This window comes from Chryseobacterium sp. BGARF1, from assembly GCF_001677955.1.
Lineage (GTDB): Bacteria > Bacteroidota > Bacteroidia > Flavobacteriales > Weeksellaceae > Chryseobacterium.
In genome coordinates, this window is the sequence record NZ_LELA01000042.1 from 1 (window position 1) to 23726 (window position 23726).

Annotated in this window: 21 protein-coding genes; 5 read left to right on the forward strand and 16 right to left on the reverse strand. The window is 33.2% G+C overall.

All coding sequences use genetic code 11. From position 1 onward, the window contains the following. Positions 1 to 546 precede the first annotated feature (546 nt). From AB671_RS07350 to AB671_RS07415, 14 genes are all read right to left on the reverse strand, one after another. Entirely contained in the window at positions 547 to 1230 is a 684-nt protein-coding gene (locus AB671_RS07350) for a hypothetical protein (protein ID WP_066681120.1), read from the reverse strand. A 1-nt stretch (position 1231) separates the two neighbouring features. Beyond that, positions 1232 to 2092, reverse strand: a complete 861-nt coding sequence (rfbD, locus tag AB671_RS07355) for a dTDP-4-dehydrorhamnose reductase (protein WP_066681122.1) — start codon at positions 2090 to 2092, stop codon at positions 1232 to 1234. 11 nt (positions 2093 to 2103) lie between these two features. After that, complete coding sequence (locus tag AB671_RS07360) at positions 2104 to 2589, reverse strand: acyl-CoA thioesterase (RefSeq protein ID WP_066681124.1); 486 nt, start codon at positions 2587 to 2589, stop codon at positions 2104 to 2106. Between the two features lie 69 nt (positions 2590 to 2658). Then, positions 2659 to 3162, reverse strand: a complete 504-nt coding sequence (locus AB671_RS07365; RefSeq protein ID WP_066681127.1) for an OmpH family outer membrane protein — start codon at positions 3160 to 3162, stop codon at positions 2659 to 2661. 73 nt (positions 3163 to 3235) lie between these two features. Then, positions 3236 to 3781, reverse strand: coding sequence for an OmpH family outer membrane protein (locus tag AB671_RS07370; RefSeq protein WP_066681129.1), 546 nt, complete (start codon positions 3779 to 3781; stop codon positions 3236 to 3238). Positions 3782 to 3785: 4 nt separating this feature from the next. Further along, a complete protein-coding gene (bamA, locus tag AB671_RS07375; protein ID WP_066681131.1) occupies positions 3786 to 6323 on the reverse strand; it encodes an outer membrane protein assembly factor BamA in 2538 nt (845 codons plus the stop codon). 28 nt (positions 6324 to 6351) lie between these two features. Continuing rightward, complete coding sequence (uppS, locus tag AB671_RS07380) at positions 6352 to 7101, reverse strand: polyprenyl diphosphate synthase (protein WP_066681133.1); 750 nt, start codon at positions 7099 to 7101, stop codon at positions 6352 to 6354. Positions 7102 to 7107: 6 nt separating this feature from the next. Further along, on the reverse strand, positions 7108 to 8001 hold the full coding sequence (locus AB671_RS07385; protein ID WP_066681134.1) for a DUF6089 family protein: 894 nt from the start codon (positions 7999 to 8001) through the stop codon (positions 7108 to 7110). A gap of 205 nt (positions 8002 to 8206) precedes the next feature. After that, the gene (locus AB671_RS07390; protein ID WP_066681136.1) at positions 8207 to 10696 is read right to left on the reverse strand and encodes an exopolysaccharide transport family protein; all 2490 of its coding nucleotides are present in this window, start codon (positions 10694 to 10696) and stop codon (positions 8207 to 8209) included. A 3-nt stretch (positions 10697 to 10699) separates the two neighbouring features. Next, entirely contained in the window at positions 10700 to 11542 is an 843-nt protein-coding gene (locus AB671_RS07395) for a polysaccharide biosynthesis/export family protein (protein WP_066681138.1), read from the reverse strand. Between the two features lie 30 nt (positions 11543 to 11572). Continuing rightward, positions 11573 to 12703 (reverse strand): glycosyltransferase family 4 protein, encoded by a 1131-nt coding sequence (locus tag AB671_RS07400; protein ID WP_066681141.1) that lies wholly within the window; start codon positions 12701 to 12703, stop codon positions 11573 to 11575. Between the two features lie 104 nt (positions 12704 to 12807). After that, positions 12808 to 13809, reverse strand: coding sequence for a glycosyltransferase family 2 protein (locus AB671_RS07405; RefSeq protein WP_066681143.1), 1002 nt, complete (start codon positions 13807 to 13809; stop codon positions 12808 to 12810). Positions 13810 to 13812: 3 nt separating this feature from the next. Beyond that, positions 13813 to 14883 (reverse strand): formimidoylglutamase, encoded by a 1071-nt coding sequence (locus AB671_RS07410; RefSeq protein WP_066681144.1) that lies wholly within the window; start codon positions 14881 to 14883, stop codon positions 13813 to 13815. 152 nt (positions 14884 to 15035) lie between these two features. Further along, positions 15036 to 16121, reverse strand: coding sequence for a glycoside hydrolase family protein (locus AB671_RS07415; RefSeq protein WP_066681145.1), 1086 nt, complete (start codon positions 16119 to 16121; stop codon positions 15036 to 15038). A 197-nt stretch (positions 16122 to 16318) separates the two neighbouring features. On the opposite strand from AB671_RS07415, the gene AB671_RS07420 reads away from it, so the two are divergent. From AB671_RS07420 to AB671_RS07440, 5 genes are all read left to right on the forward strand, one after another. Continuing rightward, a complete protein-coding gene (locus tag AB671_RS07420; protein ID WP_066681147.1) occupies positions 16319 to 17224 on the forward strand; it encodes a hypothetical protein in 906 nt (301 codons plus the stop codon). Positions 17225 to 17232: 8 nt separating this feature from the next. Then, a complete protein-coding gene (locus AB671_RS07425; RefSeq protein ID WP_157444159.1) occupies positions 17233 to 17457 on the forward strand; it encodes an ankyrin repeat domain-containing protein in 225 nt (74 codons plus the stop codon). Between the two features lie 79 nt (positions 17458 to 17536). After that, positions 17537 to 18016, forward strand: a complete 480-nt coding sequence (locus AB671_RS07430) for a hypothetical protein (RefSeq protein ID WP_066681151.1) — start codon at positions 17537 to 17539, stop codon at positions 18014 to 18016. A gap of 346 nt (positions 18017 to 18362) precedes the next feature. After that, the gene (locus tag AB671_RS07435) at positions 18363 to 19220 is read left to right on the forward strand and encodes a WG repeat-containing protein (RefSeq protein ID WP_157444160.1); all 858 of its coding nucleotides are present in this window, start codon (positions 18363 to 18365) and stop codon (positions 19218 to 19220) included. Positions 19221 to 19296: 76 nt separating this feature from the next. Further along, positions 19297 to 19758 (forward strand): hypothetical protein, encoded by a 462-nt coding sequence (locus tag AB671_RS07440; RefSeq protein WP_066681154.1) that lies wholly within the window; start codon positions 19297 to 19299, stop codon positions 19756 to 19758. A gap of 56 nt (positions 19759 to 19814) precedes the next feature. Here AB671_RS07440 and topA read toward each other — a convergent pair whose 3' ends face one another. Next, positions 19815 to 22385, reverse strand: a complete 2571-nt coding sequence (topA, locus tag AB671_RS07445) for a type I DNA topoisomerase (RefSeq protein WP_066681155.1) — start codon at positions 22383 to 22385, stop codon at positions 19815 to 19817. A gap of 46 nt (positions 22386 to 22431) precedes the next feature. Next, a complete protein-coding gene (locus AB671_RS07450) occupies positions 22432 to 23577 on the reverse strand; it encodes a hypothetical protein (RefSeq protein WP_157444161.1) in 1146 nt (381 codons plus the stop codon). Between the last annotated feature and the right edge of the window lie 149 nt (positions 23578 to 23726).

The window sequence follows — 23726 nt, forward strand, 5'->3', positions numbered from 1 at the left end:
GTTGGAGTGTTGGAGTGTTGGAGTGTTGGAGTGTTGGAGTGTTGGAGTGTTGGAGTGTTGGAGTGTTGGAGTGTTGGAGTGTTGGAGTCGCTCCTACGGAGCTCGTAATATAATCATATCATTCTAGGTTTAGGTTTAGGTTTAGGTTTAGAAGGTAGGAAAGTTTTGCGGAGAGCTTGAGATGGGAAAAACCACCCCGTCAAAAAATCAAAGATTTTTCGACACCCCTCCAATGGAGGGGAATTTAATACAATTCCGTTGGTGGTGGTGACACAGCGTAAGGCTGGTAAAAAATTGGAGGGCAATTCTCGAGGTTGCAGAAAATTGAATGGATAAACTAGAATGTCTTTATTATATAGTATCTCGTAGCCCCGATGGGAACGACATCCTTTTTTTTCAGTGGATTGAAAAAAGCGTGGGCAAAAAAAGATATAGTGGACAGCGGGAAATAGCTCCTAAAGAAAAGTTGGAGAGTATACTTATTTATATATCAAAAAAAATACCTCCGAATGAATTCAGAGGTAAGGATAGTATTTGAAAAGCTTATTATTTGTTTTCGGTGTAAATCATTCTTAAGAAATCACCAAATGATTTGTCGAGACCCATGATATCACCTGATTTTAGGTTAATCCCCGGTTCGCCATAAGTGTTGGATTTAATTTTAGCAGCTGAAATTTGAAAATATTGAGCCTGAGAGTTTTCATTGACAGCAATCTTAATGGTAGAGCCTAAGAATTTTTTCGTGGAAACTGTATAAATCTCTCCTGGAACACCTTTGATTGAGGTAAATGACCTTGGCTGCAAAACATAATCTTTTTTGTTGATGCTAATGGTCTGCGGTTTTGAAGATGACGAAAAAAAGTACATTACATCTGACGGTTTTGAAAGCTCGTCTTTTGTAATATAGTAAAGTCCTAATTGGTAGTTTGCCGGATTAAATGGCTGCGTTTTTTCGTCTACACTTTCAAATGGTTTGTAAGAAAAAGCATTAGCTCCTATTTCTTTTGCTTTTTTGTAAATGGAAGAAAATAGTGCAGCGTCATCGTTTGAAAACCCCTGTACATCAATTTCGCCCAAATATTCTGCATTAGATTTTGCGGGATCGATTGTATAAAAGTATTTATCTTTATTCTCTTTTGTTTTTTCAACTTTAGACAAAAAAACATTTTGTGCATTGATGAACGTAAACGCCATCATGAAAATAAATAGGGCTGTATTTTTTATCTTCATTTTAATTTGAAAGTATATTAACACAATCTTCTAAGCTATTTTCCCAATGTTTTGGCTCAATTTTGTAGATGTTTTCTATTTTATCAAGACACATGGTACTTCTTTTTGGTCTTTTTGCCGGAGTTGGATATTGCTCAGTTGTCAATGCATTTAGCTTTATCGATGATTTGGAAAACACGGCAATTTTTTTAGCAAATTCAAACCATGTGGTTTCTGGATAATTTGAAAAATGGAAGACTCCAAAAGTTTTATTTGAATTTTCTACAATAGTCATAATAGCCTCTGCCAAATCGTTGGCGTTAGTTGGCTGTCCAAATTGATCGGCAACGATTCCTAACTCTTCTTTTTGCGAAAATAGATTAAGCATTGTTTTCACAAAGTTTTTGTTGAACTCTGAATACAACCAAGAAGTTCTTAAAATAATTGTTTTTGGATTATTTTCTAAGGCTAATTCTTCACCTTTTAGTTTAGACTCTCCGTACACACCGATAGGACTTGTAAAGTCATCTTCTGAATAATCTAAGTTGGTTTCACCATCAAAAACATAATCGGTGGAAACATGAATGAAGACTGTTTTGTAATCTGCACAAGCTTTAGCCAAATTTTCTACTCCTTCTGCATTTACAGCGAACGCATTTTCAATTTCTTTTTCGGCAAGGTCTACTGCAGTGTACGCTGAAGCATTGATACAGAAATTGGGTTTTTGATCATAAAAGAAGTCATTAATCTGATTTTCGTCTGTAATATCTAAAGACTGAGAATCCGTAAAAATAAATTCATAGTTATTTTCAAAATCGGGAGCAATTTTTCTGATGCAGTTTCCCAACTGACCGTTGCTACCTATGACAAGTATTTTTTTCATATTTAATAGTTTTATGAATTTTTCGCGTTTTGTGATCTTAAAAATTTTACTCTCGATTGGAAGTCTTTCTGTTCTAAATCGACATAGAATGTTCCAAAAGTCTGCATAATCTCTTCTGGATGAACATCGGAACGTCTTGTTTTTAAATTAAAATAAATAACCTTCACCCAAAGTACCGCATGAATAGTTTTTTCATCAAGACTTTTCATCAGGATTTCTACTTTAGAAATTCGGTCTCCTATTTCTATTGTTTTACTGCTGATAACAACCTGAGTATTGTATTTTACTTCTTTAAGGTAAGCAATTTCATTTTGAATGGCAATCCAGGTACAGCCCGTTTTTTTAGTATATTCTTCATAGGTAAACCCATAAAAAGTTTCCACATGATCTTCTCTTGCATTGAACATGTAATCGAGATATTTCACATTATTTAAATGCCCAATTGGATCACAATCGCTGAATCTTACTTTTACGGTCGTTGAGACTTCTTTTTCCATAACGCAAAAATAAAAAAACCACTTCGAAATGAAGTGGTAGTTTTTATAAATCTTTGTTAATTTCAGAAATTATTGAAGACCTAATTCTTTTTTAACAGCAGCAGTAGCATCAGGACCTCCTTTATAGATAAGACCTGCAGAGTTTACATCCATTACATACTCATAGCTATTTGCTTTTGCAACTTTGTTTACAGCATCCATCACTTTCTTTTCGATAGGAGCGTAAGCCAGTTTTTCTTTTTCAGCAAGATCTTTTTGTGCTCTTTCACTCATTTGTTGAGCTTCAGCCTGTAACTTTTGCATTTCTTCTTGTCTAGCTTTGTTTTCAGCTTCAGTTTTTGTAGGAGCTTCTTTTGTATACAAAGCATATTTTGTCTGCATAGCATCAGCCTTCTTTTTTATTTCAGCTTCTTTAGCATCAAGGAAAGCTTTAAGATCTGTATCTGCTTTTTTCTTTTCAGGCATTGCATTAAGTACAGTTACTAAGTCTAGAGTAGCAATTTTTTGCGCTTTTACCATCCCAACAGAGACAACCATCATTGCTGCTGCAAATAATACACTTAATTTTTTCATAACGGGTAATAAATAATTAATTTGTTTTTAGATTTTAAATTTAAGTAAAAGTTAAGTACTATTAAAACTTTTACTACTTTTTATTTGTTTTCTTTTCTTTTTCAGTTCCTTTCAATAAGATTGTTAATACTTTATCTGTATAATCATATCTTGGCTGAAGGAAAACCACATTTACATGGCTATTTTTATCAAGAACTATGCCCAAGCCATTTTTCTCTGACATGGTTTTTACAGCTCCCCAAATTTGGTCTTCAAAAGGCTCAACCAAATTAGCTCTTAGCTGATTGATTTCTCCGGTTTTTCCAAATCTCAAACTTAGCGTCGTCTGAATACTTTTTTCTAAATCTAAGACTTCTTTTTCTCTAAGTTTAAGTTGGTCGCCAATTAATAAAACTTTTTCACTTTCGAAAGCAGCTCTTTTTTGTTCATACTGAGATTGTAGGTTTTTAATATCCTGTTCCCAAGTATCAATCTGAGAGTTAAGTCTTGCTTCTGCTTCTTTATACTGAGGCATCTTATCCAAAATATATTGGGTATCAATGACTCCTAATTTTTGAGCATTGCTAAAACTAAAAAGCAAAATTACCGCTAAAGTGAAAAGAGTTTTAAAATTTTTCATACTGTTATAAAGATTGGTTCATTAAGAAGTGTGTTCTACTTCCAGAAACATCACCACTGATTGTTTTATCAAATCCGTAAGCGAAATCAAATCCTATTAAACCAAATGCTCCCATGTAAACTCTTACCCCTACACCAACAGATCTTTTAAGCTGGAACGGATTGTAATCGCCCCATTTGTTCCAAACGTTACCTCCTTCTGCGAAAGTAAGTGCATAAATTTTGGCAGTTTGATTTAATGAAATCGGATATCTTAATTCTAACGTAAATCTGTTATAAATAGTACCTCCCCCTCTCTGAGTAATATCTTCTGCCTGCCCACCATATGTAGATGCATTTTCGTATCCTCTCAATGGAATTAATTCTCTACCATCAAATCTACCTCCGAAAAGTCCGGTTCCTCCTACATAGAATCTTTCAAATGGAGGTGCACCCAATTCTTTGTTGTAACCATCCATGAAGCCCATTTCAGCAGAAGATCTTAAGACTAATTTACCGATAACTTCGTTATAAACATCAGCTTTAAACTTTATCTTATAAAATTCCATCCACTTATATTTTTCTGTAGGCGTCATCGTTGAGTAATTTTTATTACTAAACAATGAATATGGTGGAGTAAATTTACCTGACAATTCAATATTTGAACCCACTGTAGGGAAAATAGGATCTATACCTGCAGAGTTTCTGCTTAACCCAACATTTAAACTTAAGTTGTTGGCGTTACCATACAATTCTGTGGTATCACCAAACTCAAAAGGGTAATTGCTGAAGTTATATTTTTGAAACTGAATCCCTGTGTATAAAGAGAAATAATCATCTGGCCATTTCAACCATCTGTTTAGCCCTACAGTAGCTGAGAAAATATTCAACCTCTGGTCTGGTCCTACAGACTGGCTATAATTAACTCTTGAATTGTTTAAACTTACAGAAAGTGCTGTTGGTTTTGTACCAAACAACCAAGGTTCTGTAAATGAAACTCCATAATTCTGGAAGTATTGTCCTGCTTGAGCCTGAAGAGATAAAGTCTGACCATCACCTTGAGGCACAGGTCTGAAATCTTTAAACTTCAGGAAGTTTTTCAATGAAAAGTTGTTGAAAGTAAGTCCTAAAGTTCCGATGAAACTGTTACCTCCGTAACCAGCCTGCAATTGAACTTGTGAGGAACCTTTTTCTACTAATTTCCAACCGATATCAACAGTATTATCCTGCTGATTTGGCTGAATATCTTGACCAATCTGTTGAGGATCAAAGAATGTCATTGATGCCAAATCAAAATAAGTTCGTTTAATCTCAGTTTTCTTAAACAACTCTCCCGGTTTGGTTCTTAACGCTCTCAAGATTACATGGTCATGAGTAGTTGTATTCCCAGACCAGGTTACTTTATTCCAAGTTGCTTGTTCACCTTCATTAATTCTGATCTCAAGATTAATGGCATCCCCATTTACTGATTTTTCAACCGGAGTAACATTTGAGAAAAGATAACCGTTATTCATGTAATTCGATTTGATATCAGAATCGTCTTCTTTTCCTCCGTCTTCTCCTACTTTTTTATTGAAACCAACTGCATCATAAATATCTCCTTTCTTATATCCTAAGATTCTTTGAAGATATTCTGTAGCAAAAACTGTATTTCCAGTAAAAGTAATATCACCAATGTAATATTTTTTACCTTCTTTCAATTTAACATTGATTTCGTAGTTATTCTTTTTATTCCTCCATACAGAATCAGAAACAATTGCTATATCTCTATATCCTAATGAGTTGTAATAATTAATTAAGTTCTGTTTGTCTTCTTGATATTTTTCTTCAACAAATTTCGAAGACTTTAGAATACCACCGATACCAAATCTCTTCTGCTTGGTTTCTTTGAAAGCTTTTTTTCTCAATTTTGCATCAGTAACACTTTCGTTTCCTTCAAACTCAATGTGGCTGATTTTAATTTTTTTCCCTTTATCTACATTAATAGTCCAGTCTACAAGGTTAGGATCACTCCCATTTACCTTATCCTGAATTGTAATTTTAGCATCTGCAAAACCTTTTTTAACGTAATCCTTAGGAATATTTGTTTTAAGGCTTGAAACAAGGTTTTGAGTAATTTTTGTTCCCGGCTTTAAATTATTGTCTTTTACTAATTTTTCATTTTTAGACTTTCCGATACCTTTTCCTGTAAATTTTACTTCACCAAGATCTTTCAAATCTTGCAAGTAAAATCTAAGAACAACGGTCTGCCCTTCAATACTTTCTACATAAACTTCAACTTCAGAGAAAGATTGAGAATCCCAAAGTTTTTTGATAGCATTACTTACCTTTTGCCCCGGAATATCTACTGTCTCACCTTTGGATAAGCCTGTAAATCTAAAGATCTGAGCTGGTGTGTATTTTTTTACCCCATCAACAACAATGTCCTTCAGCGTGTAAGTTCCTGTTTGATTTTCTGCCATAACAGTAGCGGCGTCAACCTTTGTACTGTCTTGTGGAGTTACCTGTCCATAAAAATGTGCAGAAGCCGCAAACATAATGATGGGTAATAGTCTAAACTTCATTTTATCGTAATCTTTCTTTTCTTAAAATTTACTGAATTTGAATTTGGTCGCCTGTAAGACCATATCTTCTTTCCTTATTTTGATAATCAACAATACATTGGAAGAAAATATCTTTTGTAAAGTCGGGCCACAGAACATTGAGAAACTGAAGTTCTGCATAAGCAATCTGCCAAAGCAAAAAATTACTTATCCTTATTTCACCACTTGTTCTGATCAATAAATCTACTGGTGGAAAATCTTTTGTATAAAGATAATTTTCAAATAATTTTTCATCAATATTCTCCACCTCCAGCTTTCCTTCTTTTACATCGGAGCTTATATTTTTTACGGCATTTAGTATTTCGTTTTGTGAGCCATAGCTTATTGCGAGTACCAAATTTCCTTTTGTATTTTCTTTTGTAAGATCAACGACGCTAAGCAACTGATCTTTTACCATCACAGGCAATTTATCTAAATTACCAATGACATGCATTCTCAAGCCTTTAGTAAAAATCTCTTCAGCTTCTAATAAAAGGGTCTCAGCAAGTAAGCTCATTAAGGTGCTTACTTCATCAGAAGGTCTATTCCAGTTTTCTGATGAAAATGTATAAAGTGTTAGGTAAGGAATATGAATCTCGTTACACGCATTTATAGCATTTCTAACCGCATTAATAGCATTTTTATGACCAAAAGATCTTTCTTCACCTCGAGATTTTGCCCACCTTCCGTTACCATCCATAATGATGGCCACATGCTTCGGTAAATTCTCAGAATTTATTTGTTTTTTTATCAACGACATAGTTTCTTAATCACAATAACATGGTGGTCTACCAAAAGAATAGGTCAATCCTAAACTGAAAGTATTCATCCAATCTTTAGACTCGGGGTCACCTACCGTTCTATTTTTTATAAAAGTAGCTTCTCTTTCTTTAGAGACTCCATAATAATTTCCTGTTTGTAGCAAAGAACCTCCGGTTGTAGGGCTTAAAATATCTGCATTATAATTACTAATCACATCTTTTGCAAGAATCTTGCTGTGGTCCAACTGATCTGTTAAGCTATATCTGAAAGTAGCTTCTGCAAAGACAGCCCATCCGTGATTGAATTTATATTTTAAACCAACTCCGAAAGGAATTTGTGCCACTGTTTTTTTACCCATAGAATATTCTGTAGTGGTAACAAAATCTAATTCGTTAATTGGAGCCTGCGCTACACCATCTGCATTTCTTCTGAAATCATGAGTTAAAGTTGCCTTTGGAGCATCAAAAACTAAACCTCCAAATCCCCCAAAAATATAAGGGCTCAGCATACTTAATTGCTCATTATTTACTGGGAAGAAATTGTACTCAAACATGATGCTCGCTTCGTAAACATTATTTTTACCGAATGAGTTTCTGTTTCTTCTGTACTCTTCTTTTGCTGCCTTATCGCTAAACTGCACCTGATTATAACCTAAGTCTACTCTAACCGTCTGGTGCGGGTTAAAATTAAATCTGTATAAAATACCACCATAAAAAGGAACGCCCCACTCTGAAGCTCTATCCAAATCCAAAGGTTGCTGCAAAATGTAATTGGTTTTCCCTATGTCGCCGACAAGATTACTCATCCCTAAGCGAATTCCCAATTCATTTCGTTGTGCTTTTAAACTTACCACCGTTCCTAGGAGGGTAAGGAAGCTAAACAATAATTTTTTATTCATAAAAGAATATGGATTTATGGTTATTTTAAAAATTAATTTTTGCAAATATAAAACATTTTTATATTAATGATAATCTTAATGTTTAGTTAAAAATAAACAAAAAAATATAATTTGTTATAAAGTAAACGGAAAAGAGGGAAATTTATTCTTTTTTTAATACTTCTAATGATATTTACGAATAACAAATTTGTTTATTCAAATGCTATTATTTTCTATCAAAATAAGCTTTCACTTTATTTCTTATTTTAATTAATAACGGCTCTGTATAGTTTTTATCTTCATCAAAATAGCCATATCCGTAGCCATATCCGTAACCATAACCATAGCCATATCCCTGCTTTGTCACATAATCATTATAAACAAACCCTAAATGTTTGATTTCGTCATTGTGATACTTTTCAGTAATCAATTTAAGCATATACTTTTCGGTATATTCGTGACGTACGATGTATAAATTGGCATCAGAATACTTCATTAATTCGTAAGAATCGGCAACAAGCCCTACAGGAGGTGAGTCGATAATAATAAAATCATAGAGTTTTCTTAGCTCTTCAATTAATTTTACATTTCGTTCGCTCATTAAAAGTTCCGAAGGATTTGGAGGAATCGGTCCTGAAGTAGCAACATCAAGATTTGGAATATTGGTTTTATTAATGATTTGATCAATCGTTGTTTCTCCTGTAAGATAATTTGAAATCCCTAGCTTATTATCAATATTAAAATCACCGAAAATTTTTGGCTTTCGTAAATCCATTCCCAATAAGATAGTTTTCTTATCACTTAAACCTAAAACTGAAGCCAGGTTTATTGAAACATATGTTTTCCCTTCCCCTCCGACTGATGAAGTCACCAAGATTACCTTACTTTTATCATCCTCTCCCGATAAAAATCTCATATTTGCTCTAATACCTCTAAAAGCTTCTGCAACTGAAGATTTTGGAGTATTAAGAACAGTAAGCATATTTTCATTGTTATTATTACCAATCACACCCAATAACGGGATTTTGGTAGCGCTTAGTAATTCTTTAATATTCCTTACTTTACTATCAAAAAGACTTCCCAAAAGAATTAAAATCAGCGGAAAAGCAAGAAACCCACTTACTATTGTCATTTTTGCTCCTTTTACATTAGGACCAATAGGACCTTGCCCAAGATTTTTTGCAGGGTCAATTACTGTAATATCAGACTGATTGGTAGCAAGCCTCATCTCGCTTTCATTCTGCCTGCTTAGCAAGCTATTGTAAGTGGCTTCAATCATATTATAGCCTCTTTCAGCATCAAGATATTTCCTTTGCTTTTCAGGATAGGTAGTAAGATCTGAACTAGTCTCTAGAATCTGTTTCTCAATTTTATTAAGTTCAGTAATATATACAGTATGAACATTTCTAAGAGATCCTGAAGAATTTGTCTTTGCCTCGCTAATTAAGCGATTGATTTCTTTAATAGGCTCTGAATTGGGAGTGTAAATTGATGATAATTCTCTTTTCTTAAGATAAAGCGCTTTTAGCTCAGAAACAGATGCTGTAAAAAGACCATCATCAAAACCTGCCGCCGAAGGACTTATCATTTTATCGAAACCTTGAGATTCTACAGAATTTCTGATACTGTTTAAAGAATTCATTTTACTCAGTATGTCAGCTTTTTTAGATTCCAAATCTTTTATTTTCTGCAAAGATTTTTCGTCTCTGTTGGAAATATCATAGAGCTTTTCTGAAACCTTAAGATAGTTAAGATATGCCGCACTTGAATCTAGTTTTTTTCTAATATCAGCCAAACTATTTTTCAAATACGCTCCTGTATTTTGATCAACTTGTATTTTATCATTAAACCTTTTTTTCTGAAGCTCAGCCACTGATTTATTAAGAAAACTAACGGTGCCATTTAGATTAAAACCTGTCTTAGAGATAATCATGATGCTATTAATTTCCTTATCAAAATCTACACCCACAGTAGAAACAATTCCGTTTACAGCATCATTTACCGTGGAAAGATTTACAATAATATTTTCATAGTTAATAGAAGGTGACACCGGGTTAGGAACCAATCTAAATCTAAGATTGGGAGTAGTGTACCATTCGTTTACTTTAATCGTTTTATCACCAGGCCTTCCAAAATTTTCGATACTCTGAAAACCTTCAAAATCATAAGAATATAGGTACCCCGATTGCCCTTCTTCAGGTAAAGTTACTTGGTAAGCACCTCCTCCTTTAGGCGTTAGAGTAATAGAATAATTGACTTGTTGCAAGTGCTTTCGGTCTACTTCCAAAAATACAGGGGAGTCATTTTTATCCAAATAAGTAGATTTTATGGCTCCTTTAGTAGTATAATTTACAAAAAGGCCTAATTCTTTTACCAAAAACTCGTTGTGAGATCTAGACAGCAACATTTTTTTCAAATAAATACCATCCTGATTACCATTTTGTCCCCATATAAAATTAATAGACTGACTTGGTGTAAAGTAACTTGCGGTATTGTTTGAAATACTTAATTTTAAATCTGATGCATAAATATTCTGCGCATAGTACTTCCCATAAAACCAAGATACAGCATAACCAATAAAAAGCATGAGTACAAACCAATACCAATTCCTCAGAACTCTTCTTAAAAAGTGTTCTATATCAAATAAAGCAAATGATCCAAATTTTTCTTTTTGCGGCTCATTTTTACCTACTAAAGCTTCTTTTCCTGGAATCATACATTAAAGGTTTTTAATAAGTAGATAAATTGATAGCGCTGTAGTAATCACAGAAACACCACTGATAAGCGTTTGTATAGGATCTTTTCCAAAGCCGTTGAGCGCTCTTCTTTGAGTTGTAAGAAAAATCTCGTCCCCATTTTGTACATAAAAATACGGAGAATTCATCACATCTTCTCTTGTAAGATCAATCTGGGCTTTTTTGATGCCTTCGGGTAGTTTTCTGTACACCACGATATTTTTACGATCTATCGTTCTGTTTAAACCTCCATTAATAGCAATTGCTTCTGTTAAAGTCAAGGTATTTTTATGAGCCTTTTTTTCTCCTGTAATTCCGGTGGTTTCAATATCACCCAACACGTAATAGGTTATCCCGTCTGTATTAAGTCTTACTTCAGATTTTCCGTCTTGAAAATTTTCATTTACTTTAATTTGAAGTTCTTTGGTGATATCTTCAATTGTTCTTCCTTCTGCCTTTACATAACCTATCCCAAAAACTAGTATATCCCCTTTAGAGTCAACCTTTAACCCATTAAAATAAATCATAGCATTTCCTCCTGTACCATTTCCTCCACTTCCACTAAATAAAATATTATTACTCCCTGCTGCTGCAGTGTTTAATGCAGAATAAAATTGTGCGGCATCACCTTTAGGAGTGGTCACAATATTCAAAGTCAACATATCATTTTTGGTAACCCTGTAAACCGGAGTATTGTATGGAATTAATCCCTCCTCATTGATAACAAGACTTTCGCTGGGCTGCATATATTTTACATCTTTGGTTGTGATACAGGAAACCAACACAAAAGGCAAAATTAAAAATAGGAAATACGTATAAATTTTCATCGTAATAAATGTAGTTTGTAAAAATAGAATTTAATTATCAGTTTTCAGCTTATTATTCCGCATTAGAAAAATAATATCGGGAATATAAGCTCCAAGGAAGCCTAAAAATAGAATAATCACCAATAACAGATTTACATTAATATGTCTCAGATAATAGGTAATGGCTACAATAAACAGGTAGTAGCATATAATATAAAAACTAGCCCTTCTATGGGTAAGGTCGAGTTTAAGAAGTTTATGGTGAATATGGTTTTTATCGGCTTCAAAAGGCGATTTTTTATTCCAAAGTCGTACTATAATAACATTTAAAGTATCTACAATAGGTAAGATAAGAATAGCAACTGCTATTACAGGAGCCGATTTCAAATGATATTTCGGAACACCTAACATTTTTTTATCAATAAAAATATCTATAAAACAGATACATGTAAATGCCAACAAAAATCCTAAAAGCATAGATCCTGTATCTCCCATAAATATTTTAGTGGCCCGCAAGTTTGATAAATTATAATACAAAAACGCCAATACCGAACCAATTATAACAATTGATAAAATAACCAAAGGATAATTGTACTCTCCTAAACGATAATAACTAATTCCAAAAAGAGCACTACAAATAAGAGAATAGCCACCCGCAAGGCCATCAATCCCATCGATAAGGTTGAAAGCATTGATGAGAATAATAAAAGTAATGATTGTAAAAATCACACTTACCAAATAGTGAATCTCGTAAATTCCAAAAATTCCAAATAAATTTCTAATTCTTACATCCGAACCAATGACAATAAAAACCGATACCACAATCTGTGCTATCAGCTTTTTGTAAGCACGCATGACAACAATATCATCCATAATGCCAACATAAAGCAGAATAATGAGGGAAGCAAAAAGAAATTTATATAAATCGAAAATTTCGTACGCAAAAATTGAGGTACAAATTCCTATCGAGTAAAACATCGCAATGCCTCCCAAATTAGGGATTTTCCTGAGATGAGAACTCCTTACTCCGGGCTCATCCATTAGGTTTTTACGTTTTGAGATTTTAATAATCGTAGGAATTGAGAAAAAAGTTATCAGAAAAGAAGATAAGAAACCCAATCCTAATTTTATGTAAAAAATAGAAATACCTGTTTCATTTAAGAATAGTTCAAAATTTTTCATCTATTGCTTTTGGGCCTTTGTCGTCTAGTAAATATTAAAATAAAATTAAAAAAAGAATACACTTTCAAAAATCAATTTCAAAATACCGGAAATTTTATTTGTGTCTATACTAGTTTCCTTATTAGTTTTTTCTGTCTAGCAAAAAAAAGCAGATAAAATATAGTTTTTTTCAGGGGTAAAGATAAAATATAATTTTTACCAAAACGACTGTAAAACAATATATCTTTCATTTTAACATCTCTTTTTCTTATAAAATCTTCGAGTTCTTGAGACATTTTGTAAAATTGGGTCTCATTTTTAACAAAAGCAAGATAAGCTAAAAAGGTATAAATTCCTTCTAAAATTTGAAAACCTCGCAATTCCTTTGTTTTTGAAGAATATTTTGAAGTTTTAAAGTACACTTCCACATCTTCTACAGCTTTCAAGATATCCAAACCTTTTTCGTTGTGGGTTTTCGAAATAGAATCTACTCTTTCTAGATATTGATAATGAAAATTTTGTGTCTGTGCCAAAGTTTTACATTCAAGTAAAAGCTGAGGAATCAACTGAATATCCTCAAAATGAACTCCTTTTTTAAATCTTTTATCAGCAAAAAGTTCTTTTCTAAATAATTTATTACAGGCAAAATAGCTCAAATCTGAAAATACAGAAAAATTGGCTTCCAAATCAATTTTCTCAGGCATATTGGGAATCTGCGTCAACTTTTGGGTTACATTTCCCTCTTCGTCTACTTTCTGAATATTACAAATTACCATTTCGGCATTATGTTTTTCGGCGAGATTCAGCATTTCCTCAAACATCGTTTTAGAAACATAATCATCACTATCCACAAATCCTAGATAATCTCCTGTTGCTTGGTCAATTCCAAAATTTCGGGCATCACTCAAACCTCCGTTTTCTTTACTGAAAGCCTTTATTTTATCGGAATATTTCTCTGAAAATTCCTGAATAATATTTCCCGACCCATCTTTACTTCCGTCATTTACAACGATAATCTCAATATTCTGAAGACTTTGATTCACCAAAGAATCAAGACATTTAGCCAGATAGTTTTCAACATTATAAACCGGGACAATGACAGAAACTTTTGAGGGAAGGTTTTTCATTGCTTAGATTTTTGTAAACCTTGCGCTTAACCAGCCTTTTTTGGCTTCATCAAAATCACTTCTCGAGCACGGAATACAATTTTCTATGTTTTCATCATCCCCAAAATACCATAAATTACTGAATGTATCGCGCTTGAAGGCATATTGTCGGTCTTCAATCAAAACATAATACATTTCGTAATGTCTTTCTTTAGGATGTGATCTCTGTATATTTATTCCTTCAATTAAATACCAAAGCATTTGTGCCAAAAGTTGATGATTGAGTTGGTTCTCAGAATAAATATTATAATTAAAAATCCCTACAGATTTCAGGTTTTCGCTTAGGCCGATTTCTTTCATGTACGCACAGATTTCTCTTCGGTTTAAACCATTTACTTGAGGATTCATAGAAAATGCATCACCAAAACTTTCAATCGCATCACAATTTACCGTTACCAAATCTGCCTGTCTAAAGAAGGGCTCGGTTCTCTCAGTAGAATTCATCATTTCTGCAAGACGAATGATATCAAACTCCACTTCTTTGATGAGCTTTACCGAATCCTGCTCATTAAGATGCTTTTGATAACCTAAATGATGATAATTTTTAATAGAAAAGCTTTTCGATCCTAAAATCTTACTTAAAAAAGTATGTTCGTTGATCATTTCGCCCTGATTTAGGGAAATAATGTTACTGATTTGAGTATAATTAATATTGTTTTGGTGAAAATTTAAACCCGAAAATAATGAGAATGCAAAATCATTAGAACCTCCGATAATCACCGGAATAGCTCCTTTGTAATGACAAGCCGATAAAACTTCCTGCAAAATATAGTGAGAATCTTGCACCGATTTTCCGGAAACCAAGTCTCCTAGATCAACCACCGGAATTTCAAAATCGAGTTGAGAAAGCTTATAAAATTCTTTTCTTACCGCCGTAAAATCCTGTACTTCAGCATTACCATCGGCTCCCCTGTAATCAGAAACAAAAAGAAGCACAATGCTGTTTTCTTTTATTTCTTTGGTAATCTTATTTCCGATTTGCCAGTTTTCTGTCCTGAAATTTCTGGGTGAAATGATAAAATCTTCAAAATCCATGCGCTCAAATACTTATTAAAGCTCAAAAATATTAAAATTAAATGAGTCTGTAGAATTTTGAAATTATATTTCAGAACGAAAAATATCCTTTGTGATCAACCTTGTCAAAGTTTAAAACTTTGACAAGGTTTTAAAACCCATGTAGTTTAAGCTTAACCCTTCGAAATCTCAAACACAAAAGTTGTAGAAGTTTCAAAAGCACCACCTTGCGTGGCTCCAAATAAAAACTGAGGTCTTTTCCCATCTTTACTCATCAAAATCATTGGACGCTCTAGTCTTCCGAATCTTTTTAAATGTTTTGGCGGGGTTGTTTCCTTAATATAAAACTGCATATTAAGATAAGCAACTTCAGGTTTTGTCCATTCAATTCCGTTTTTTGTGGTTAAATGCAAGCCATATTCGTGGTTATAAAATCCCATATCACGGGCAATCATGTGAAATTTTCCATTTTGCTTCCATATAAAAGCATCTTCCAATTGTGCATTGTTGGGTAAGCTTGAAAAATCAATCACAGGATTTTCAGAAACCTTTGTATAAGGTCCACTTGGAGAATCTGCTTTTGCCAAGCCGTATTTGCGGTTGCCTCGAACTGTTCCTTTTTGAGTTTCATATTCTTCAGTGTTCCAGGATTTATAAAAAAGCCAATACTTCCCGTCGTTTCCTTTTACAAAAGCCGGATTTGTGGTACAATGATCGTCCCAAGAACCGTCTTTTCCAGGAAGAAGTAAAGGTTGATCCGGTCTTTTCCATTCCCCATTCAAACTTTTTGAAACCGCCAATCCGATTCTTTTGGTATTTGTTTTTCCGTTGGAATTCCCCATAAAGAACAGGTAATATTGGCCTTCTACTTTTTTAATTAAAGGATTATGGCAGGTTGTCGCATCCCAAAACTCACCACCTCTTGGTGGAAGAATCACTTCTTTATGTTCAAATTTATGAAAAGGAGAATCTGCTACTGCTCTACAAATTTCAGAGCCATTAAGCCAACCACCCATTCCTTTTTCTTTTTTCCAACGGGAATAAAAAAGATGTACTTTTCCATCTTCACCCCAAATAGGAGAAGAGCACCAAATGTAATAGCCTTCGAGTTCTAATGAGCGCCCGATTGGTTTTAATTTAAAATAAGGTTTATCAGAAAAATCGAAAGTTTGAGTAAATGATGAACCCAAAAACACCGCTGCAATTCCTAAAGCTGAAGTTTTTAAAAAATCTTTGCGGGTATATTTTGGATGATTCATTTGATTTGATTTTCAGCTAATGTAGAAGAAATGCAAATAAAGAGTGTCCTGCGGTTTCGGGTTGCTTTTAAATTAGAATCTATTTAAAATTACCTTCTAAAATTTTCTATCAAGAATAAACATCTTGACATAATTGTTATATTTGATTTATTGATAATACGCAACAGCGTTTTACTAATCTGATTAAAAAAACTTACATGAAAAATTTGAAAATACTATTCTTTTTATTTCTAGCCATCAGTGGCTATGCTCAGAACTTAGATTTTCGGAAGGCAATCCTTAAAAGTGATTTAATTATCGTTAGCTATGATTTCGATTTTGATACTATCCGCCTCAATGATTTTACCAATAAAACATATATTAAAATAAATAAAATCGACAGTATCTTAAAAAACAGGCTTTCTACGATACCAAAAAACCTCACAGCCAGAAAATATTTAGACAATGAAGATTATTATTCGGATCTGATAACCAATGAAGGAGGATGTATTATGAAACCCACCGAAGCTAATAACTGGACCGCCTACACTCATATTTTCTTCATTAGAAAAAATGGAAAAGAATATCAATCTTTTTTGGTCTTACAGGGAATAGAATTGGAAAAATACAGGAAAATAGCCCATCAAATAAGAACAATCTCAAAAATAGAGCATCTGAAAAATGATAAAGAACGGTTTGAAAAAACGGTAGACTGGTTTATAGAAAATGGATTACTTCCTGACCCTGATTTTATAAAACATTATAAACAAAAAAGCATCACCACCGACACAATTCAATATTCTGACCAACAATATAAAAACGCCCTACAACAGTTTTTAAAAGGAAACGAAGAACTGTTACCTCTTGTTCGAGACAAGTATTTTGATGAAATAAAAACATATTACCTTCAAAAAATGCAAGTTTTAATCGATAAAGATAAATCAGATTACAATGATTATTATGATTTTTACAAAATAGTTTCAAATATTACCAACATTTTTAATGAAGATTACAATTCAGGCGATTATATTTTAAATAGTGCTTTAACTTCAGATAAATTTAATGATTACGAGAAGAAAAATATAATGGAGCACCTATTGAAAGTAGTAACAGAATGGGAATAAAAAGTAAATTGGAAAACGTAGATAAAATATGGGAATTACTTGAAATGTGCTACTATGGTCACATTGAGCAAGTGAAACGATTATTGGAAGAAGGTGTAGACATTAATGGGATTGGTAATAATGGAATGTCGCCATTGGATGCTGCTAAAAATGGAGAAAATGATGATATAGTTGGTTTCCTTTTAAGTATGGGAGCTAAAGAAGGATCTAATTCAACAGATGAGTTAATTTAACTATTTATTAAAAAAAATACAGCAACCTATCCTTAAATTTCTTATTTTTAATTGTTTAACACAATTAAATTCACAAACGATGAGCACAAAAAATCAAATCAGTGTAGAAATACCTCTGGCTATAATTGCAGAGGTAAATCAAAAATTACAAGACTGCAAAACACTGCTTTCACCTTATCTTCAAGGACTTAGTGTAGAAGAAAGAAAATCTCTTTTTAAAATGGGCGATAAAACCGTAGCCACTGTACAGAAAGTAAAAAACTACATGGAAACCAATCCCGAATTTATCCCCAATTACATGGATAAAGCCGAATTTTTAAAAGATGAAGCTGTAGTTACCAACCTTAGCCCATTGGGTAATTTAGCAACTCAATTAGCTTCAGATATTGAAGATACCGTTACTCTTGCCGGAAGCGAAGCTCTGGTTTCGGCTCTTCTTTATTACGGAACCACAAAAGAAGCTTTTGATAAAGGGGTTGCCACTGCAAAACCTATTTATGAAGACCTTAGCCAAAGATTTACAAGAAAAGGAAATAAAGCAGCTCCTAAAAAAGAATAAAGCAAATCTTAGAATGTATTAAACGACTCTTTTAGACTCATCAACCAGTCTAAAAGAGTCGTTTTTGATTTTTAAAGATTCAAAAATGAGTATTGAAGATTCGATTTCCATTGTTGAAGAGTCAACGATGCATCCTTGTGAGCCAGTCAAGAGTTTCAATGATTGGATTGTGAGTTTTTTTTAGTGGAAATTCAGTATTTTAATACGTTTTTAAACTTAACTATCTGTAATACTCGTGTCTGAAGAACAAAATAAATTTAATGAATAGGAAATATTATTAAAAGTCTTCTTTTTGAATATATTTGCTACTTTGGAAGTAAAAACTAATCAAAAAAATTATAAAACCTTGAAAGCAATACTACTAATGATCTTATTTTCAAATCTTTCTTATGGACAGGGAAATGGGCTTTATAAATTTGAATCAGAAAATGGGAAATATGGATTTATTGACAAAACCGGAAAGATCAAGATAAAAGCACAATATCTGATTACTGGTGATTTTAATGAGGGGCTTTGTTATGTTTCTAAAGAAGTTATAAAAAAAGGATATAAATGGATATTTATTGATACGCTAGGCAACGTTGCATTCGACATTAAAGATGGTTTTCCCGAATCAGGATTTAGTGATGGATTTGCAAGAATTTCAAATTTCGGAGAACATTGGTTTGTGAATAAAAATGGAATAAATGAATTCGGAAAAACATGGAAAGACGGACATGGTAGTTTTAAAAATGGAATTGCCTACGTGAGCGATATAAAATATTCTGATTTTTATCCAATAAATATTAAGGGAGAAAGAATTGACCCAAAAACTATTTCTGATGTAGATACTTATAATAGTCACTCCGAAACTGATAACAAAAATGAGTTTAGATCCAGCAAATTTATTCCATTTATAGAAAATGAGCTTTGGGGCTTTAAAGATGAATTAAATAATGTTATAATTGAACCAAAGTTCTATTTAGTAGATAAATTTGAAAATGGTATTTGTGCTGTTAGAATAAATAAACAAGAATTTGAAATCGCAAATGATTATTTTCTAGATGCAATTATTGATGAGCAGGGAAAAGTTCTTAATAGAATAGAAATGCACTGTTACAGAGGCTTTCAAGGGGAATTCATAGAATTTTATGGCGCTCCACATTTTGGAGGAGGGGTCCACTACTTAAACAAAAGTGGACAGTTAGTTATACCTCATGAATAAATTCTCTTGATCAATAAATTCCTTTCTCGAAAAACAAACTTGCAGTACAAACTTAATAGTTTCAAAATACAAATAAATGATAAAAAATATATTTCTAATAATCGTAATATTTAGTTTTGGTAGCAGTTACGCTCAAAATTTTAATGTTATTTTACAGGTAAACGATGTTAATATTGATGGCGAAATTACTGCAATGTATCTAAGCAATAACAATAGTAGAGACGAAGAAAGAATTACAGTTAATTATTATCCCGGAGATTTAATCATTCCTGATCATGAAAGATCAAGCTTCGAGAAACTAAATAACGATCTTATACTTACATTCGATTATAATACTTTTAAACGCAACTCACAACAAATTGCTACTTTTAATATTAAACTATCAAAAGAGCTTTTGAAGAAACCGTATTTAATGATCAATATTTATGATTTTAGAGTTAGAAAATATAAGCGATGGTTTCAACACTGCGCAAAAGACAGTGACTATTTCCCTCAAATATCTTTTCAAAATTCAGGATTTTGTTTTAGAATAAAATAAAAATAACCCTTTTTGATAATTTCAAAAGGGGTTATTTATGTAAGTTTAAAAACTAATTATTTCTTCGCTGCCGGTTTTTTAGCAGGAGCTTTCTTCGTTGTCGTCGCTTTTTTTGCGGCTGGTTTCTTTGCCGCAGGTTTCTTTTTCTCAGCAAAAGCTTTTGGGTCTTGTGCTGTGATCCATTTTTTAACCTCATCGATAGAAACGTCTTTCAGCTCGTCTGCTTCATACTTGGTATCGTCTTTTTTCTTAGGAATTTTATAAATATTCTTTCCGTGTTTTACGATAGGGCCCCATCTTGCATTTTCAATGGAGATCTTCTCAGCTTCCCATTGTTGGATGTAACGGTTGGCTTCTTTTTCCAGTTTGGCCTCTACCAATTCGTTGATGTCGCTTTGAGATAGGTTTTCGAAGTTATATTTTTTCGGAACGTTGATGAAAATACTTTGATACTTAATGAAAGGTCCAAATCTCCCTGTTCCTTTTGTAATAGGCTCACCTTTGTATGACGCAATGGGTGCATCCGCTAATTTCTTTTCAGCTATGATCTCTTCCGCACGTTTTTGATCTATAGAAAGAGGATCTTCCCCTTTCGGAATACTGATATAGGTGTCGCCCCATTTTACGTAAGGACCAAATCTACCTACTCCCACTGAGACGGTCTGATCTTCAAAATTATTTAATTCAAAAGGTAATTTGAATAACTCTAAAGCATCTTCCAAATTGATGGTTGCAATATTTTGTCCGGCCATTAATGATGCGAAAATTGGTTTTTCTTCATCATCCTGCTCTCCAATCTGGATCATGGCTCCAAACCTTCCGATTCTTGCGTGTACGTTTTTACCTGTTTTAGGATCAACTCCTAAAATTCTTTCTCCATTCGCACGGTCTGCATTTTCTTCTACATCAGCAATTCTAGGATGGAATTTTGAGTAGAAATCGGCCAACATTTCTTTCCATTTTTGTGCACCGTTTGCAATTTCGTCAAAACCTTCTTCTACTCTTGCAGTAAATCCGAAGTCAAGTATTTCACTGAAATTATTCGTTAAGAAATCATTTACAACTTCTCCGATGTCTGTAGGAACAAATTTATTTTTATCGCCCCCGAATTTTTCTTCAAGAACTTCTTTTTTAATTGTATTATTCGTTAAAGAGATCTTTACCACCTCTCTTAACTGTGGCTCAATTTCTCTTTTGTCTACATATTCACGGTTTTGAATCGTCTGAATCGTTGGCGCATAGGTTGAAGGACGACCAATTCCAAGTTCTTCAAGCTTTCTTACCAATCCGGCTTCTGTATATCTCGCGCTTGGTCTTGTGTACTTTTCCTGTGCCGTAATTTTTTTATAGCTTAAAACTTCACCAACGGTTACTTTTGGCAACAACTTTTCGTTGTTTTCCTCATCTTCATCTTCTGTTTTTACAATTCCGTAAGCTTTAAGGAAACCATCGAAAATAATAACTTCACCTTGCGCTTCAAAATGCTGCGGAAGTTTAGCATTACCAATTTCGATAACCGTTTTCTCAATTTTAGCATTGGCCATTTGAGAAGCTAATGTTCTTCTGTATATTAACTGATATAATTTGCTTAACTGCACATCTGAAATTGATTTCACAGAGAAATCTGTCGGACGGATTGCTTCGTGAGCTTCCTGTGCTGAGGATGATTTTGTGGTATAATTTCTCGGAGAAGAATATTCTGCTCCGTATTCTGATATAATTTGATTTTTTGCGCCTTCAATCGCTTCCTGAGAAAGGTTTACCGAGTCGGTTCTCATATAAGTAATGAATCCTTCTTCATATAATCTCTGCGCTAGACGCATTGTGTTGGTTACATTGTATCCTAATCTTGAAGAAGCTTCCTGCTGAAGGGTAGATGTGGTAAATGGTGCCGATGCAGAGCGGCTTCCCGGTTTTGTTTCTACATTTAAAACTTTAAACTCAACGCTTTTTGCCAGTTCTAAGAATTTTTCGGCATCTTCTTCTTTCTCGAAATCTTTTTTAAGCTTTGCTGCAATTTCCTGCGATGTTTTGTTTAAGAAAATTCCGTCTAGTTTGAAACTTACTTTTGGAGTAAAAGCACGAATTTCTTTTTCTCTTTCTACCACCAATCGTACAGCAACCGACTGTACTCTACCTGCAGACAATCCTGGTTTTACTTTTTTCCAAAGTACTGGCGACATTTCAAAACCTACAATTCTGTCTAAAATTCTTCTTGCTTGCTGAGCATTGACTAAGTTTTGATCAATATCTCTCGGGTTTTCAATGGCTTTAAGAATCGCATTTTTAGTGATTTCGTGGAAAACGATTCTCTTTCTGTTGTCTGGCTTTAGTTTTAGCTCTTCTGCCAAATGCCATGCAATAGCTTCTCCTTCGCGGTCTTCATCGGAAGCCAACCAGACCATGTCGGCTTTTTTCACAGAAGCTTTTAGCTCTGTTACTAATTTCTTTTTGTCGGCAGAAACTTCGTAATCGGGACTGAAGGTCTCCAAGTCAATTCCCATTCCTTTTTTAGGAAGGTCTCGGATGTGTCCGAAACTAGATTTTACTTCAAAATCATTTCCTAAATATTTCTGAATGGTTTTTGCCTTGGCTGGGGACTCTACGATTACTAAATTTTTCGACATACTGAAAATTTCTGCAAAAGTAAAGATTTTTTATTAGATGAACCCGCTAAATCATTTTATTTAGAAGTTCAAATGGGGCAATTAAGGTTCTGTAGAAGAATCCTTCGAATGTAAAACCTCTTCCCGACATCTCAACTCTATAGATCAAAGAAATAATAATAATGAAAAAAGTAATCCAAAATTTCTTATTTAAAATCAACTTTTCGGAAGCTAATGAAGATTCGGAATCCTTTAATAATAAGGCGAAAAGAACAATAATAAAGATCATGTGTATATACATCCATCGTCCCCAATCAATTGCTAAATAAAACAACGGAAGCGAAAACAAGAAAGCCAAAACCAATGCGATAGATAAAATCTTTCGACTTGTTTGATATTTTAAATAAAACCAAAGGTGAAAAACACTAAATCCTAAACTAAAAAAATAAAGAAGATATTCATAAAGATGGTCTTTTATATATTGTCTTTCATCAATATTCCAAAAGAAAATACCTTTGGTAAGAATGACACCACGATCTTTGAGAATTTGCAAAGATTGGCCTTCATTGATTTCTTTTCCAAATAGCACAATGATAATCGCAGGAATAAAAACAGCAAGAATATATTTTAAATATCGTCTATATTCTATTTTTTTAGTTTTAAGATATAATGCAATCAAAAAATAAGGAATAAAAAAAAGTGTGATCTCGTGAAACAACATAGCCAAGAAAAGCCCCAAACAAATAAAATACTCTTTAAACCTTGACAAGGTGTTTTGATTTAATTGATAAACGAAATAGGCAAAAAGAAAAAAAATAATAAATTCTTTTTTTCCTACATAATCTACGCAATTGAAAAGTCCCACAAAACCAAGTGACGAAAGCAGAAGTGACAGATATAGAAAAGTAGCTTCTTTATACTGAATGAGCTTAAAGTAATAATAAAAGAAAAGTATAATAATAATTACCTGAAAACCAAACACTAAATAATGAAGACTGAATCCTGAGAGATCCTGTAATAGAAAAAAGAAACTTCCCGAAAGGCCGCGCCTTTTGAAACCACCATCCTGATAATTGATGAGCCAGTCGCCCAGAATATACCCATCGGATCTTATGTTATGAAAATACGTAAATACTATCGCAAACAGAGCTGTTGCAATAATGATGAGATAAATAAAAATCTTGCTATTAAAATAATACAGAGCTTTTTTCAATCTTGTGTGCTTATGAATTTCATAAAAATAAAAAAAGAGAAACAAAACAGCTTTTAAATAACCTGCAAACTCAAATTTTAATCTCTCAAAATTATGAAATTTGCGGTATTCTATTGCTATTCTATTTCTCTTTTAAAACTTAAGTGATA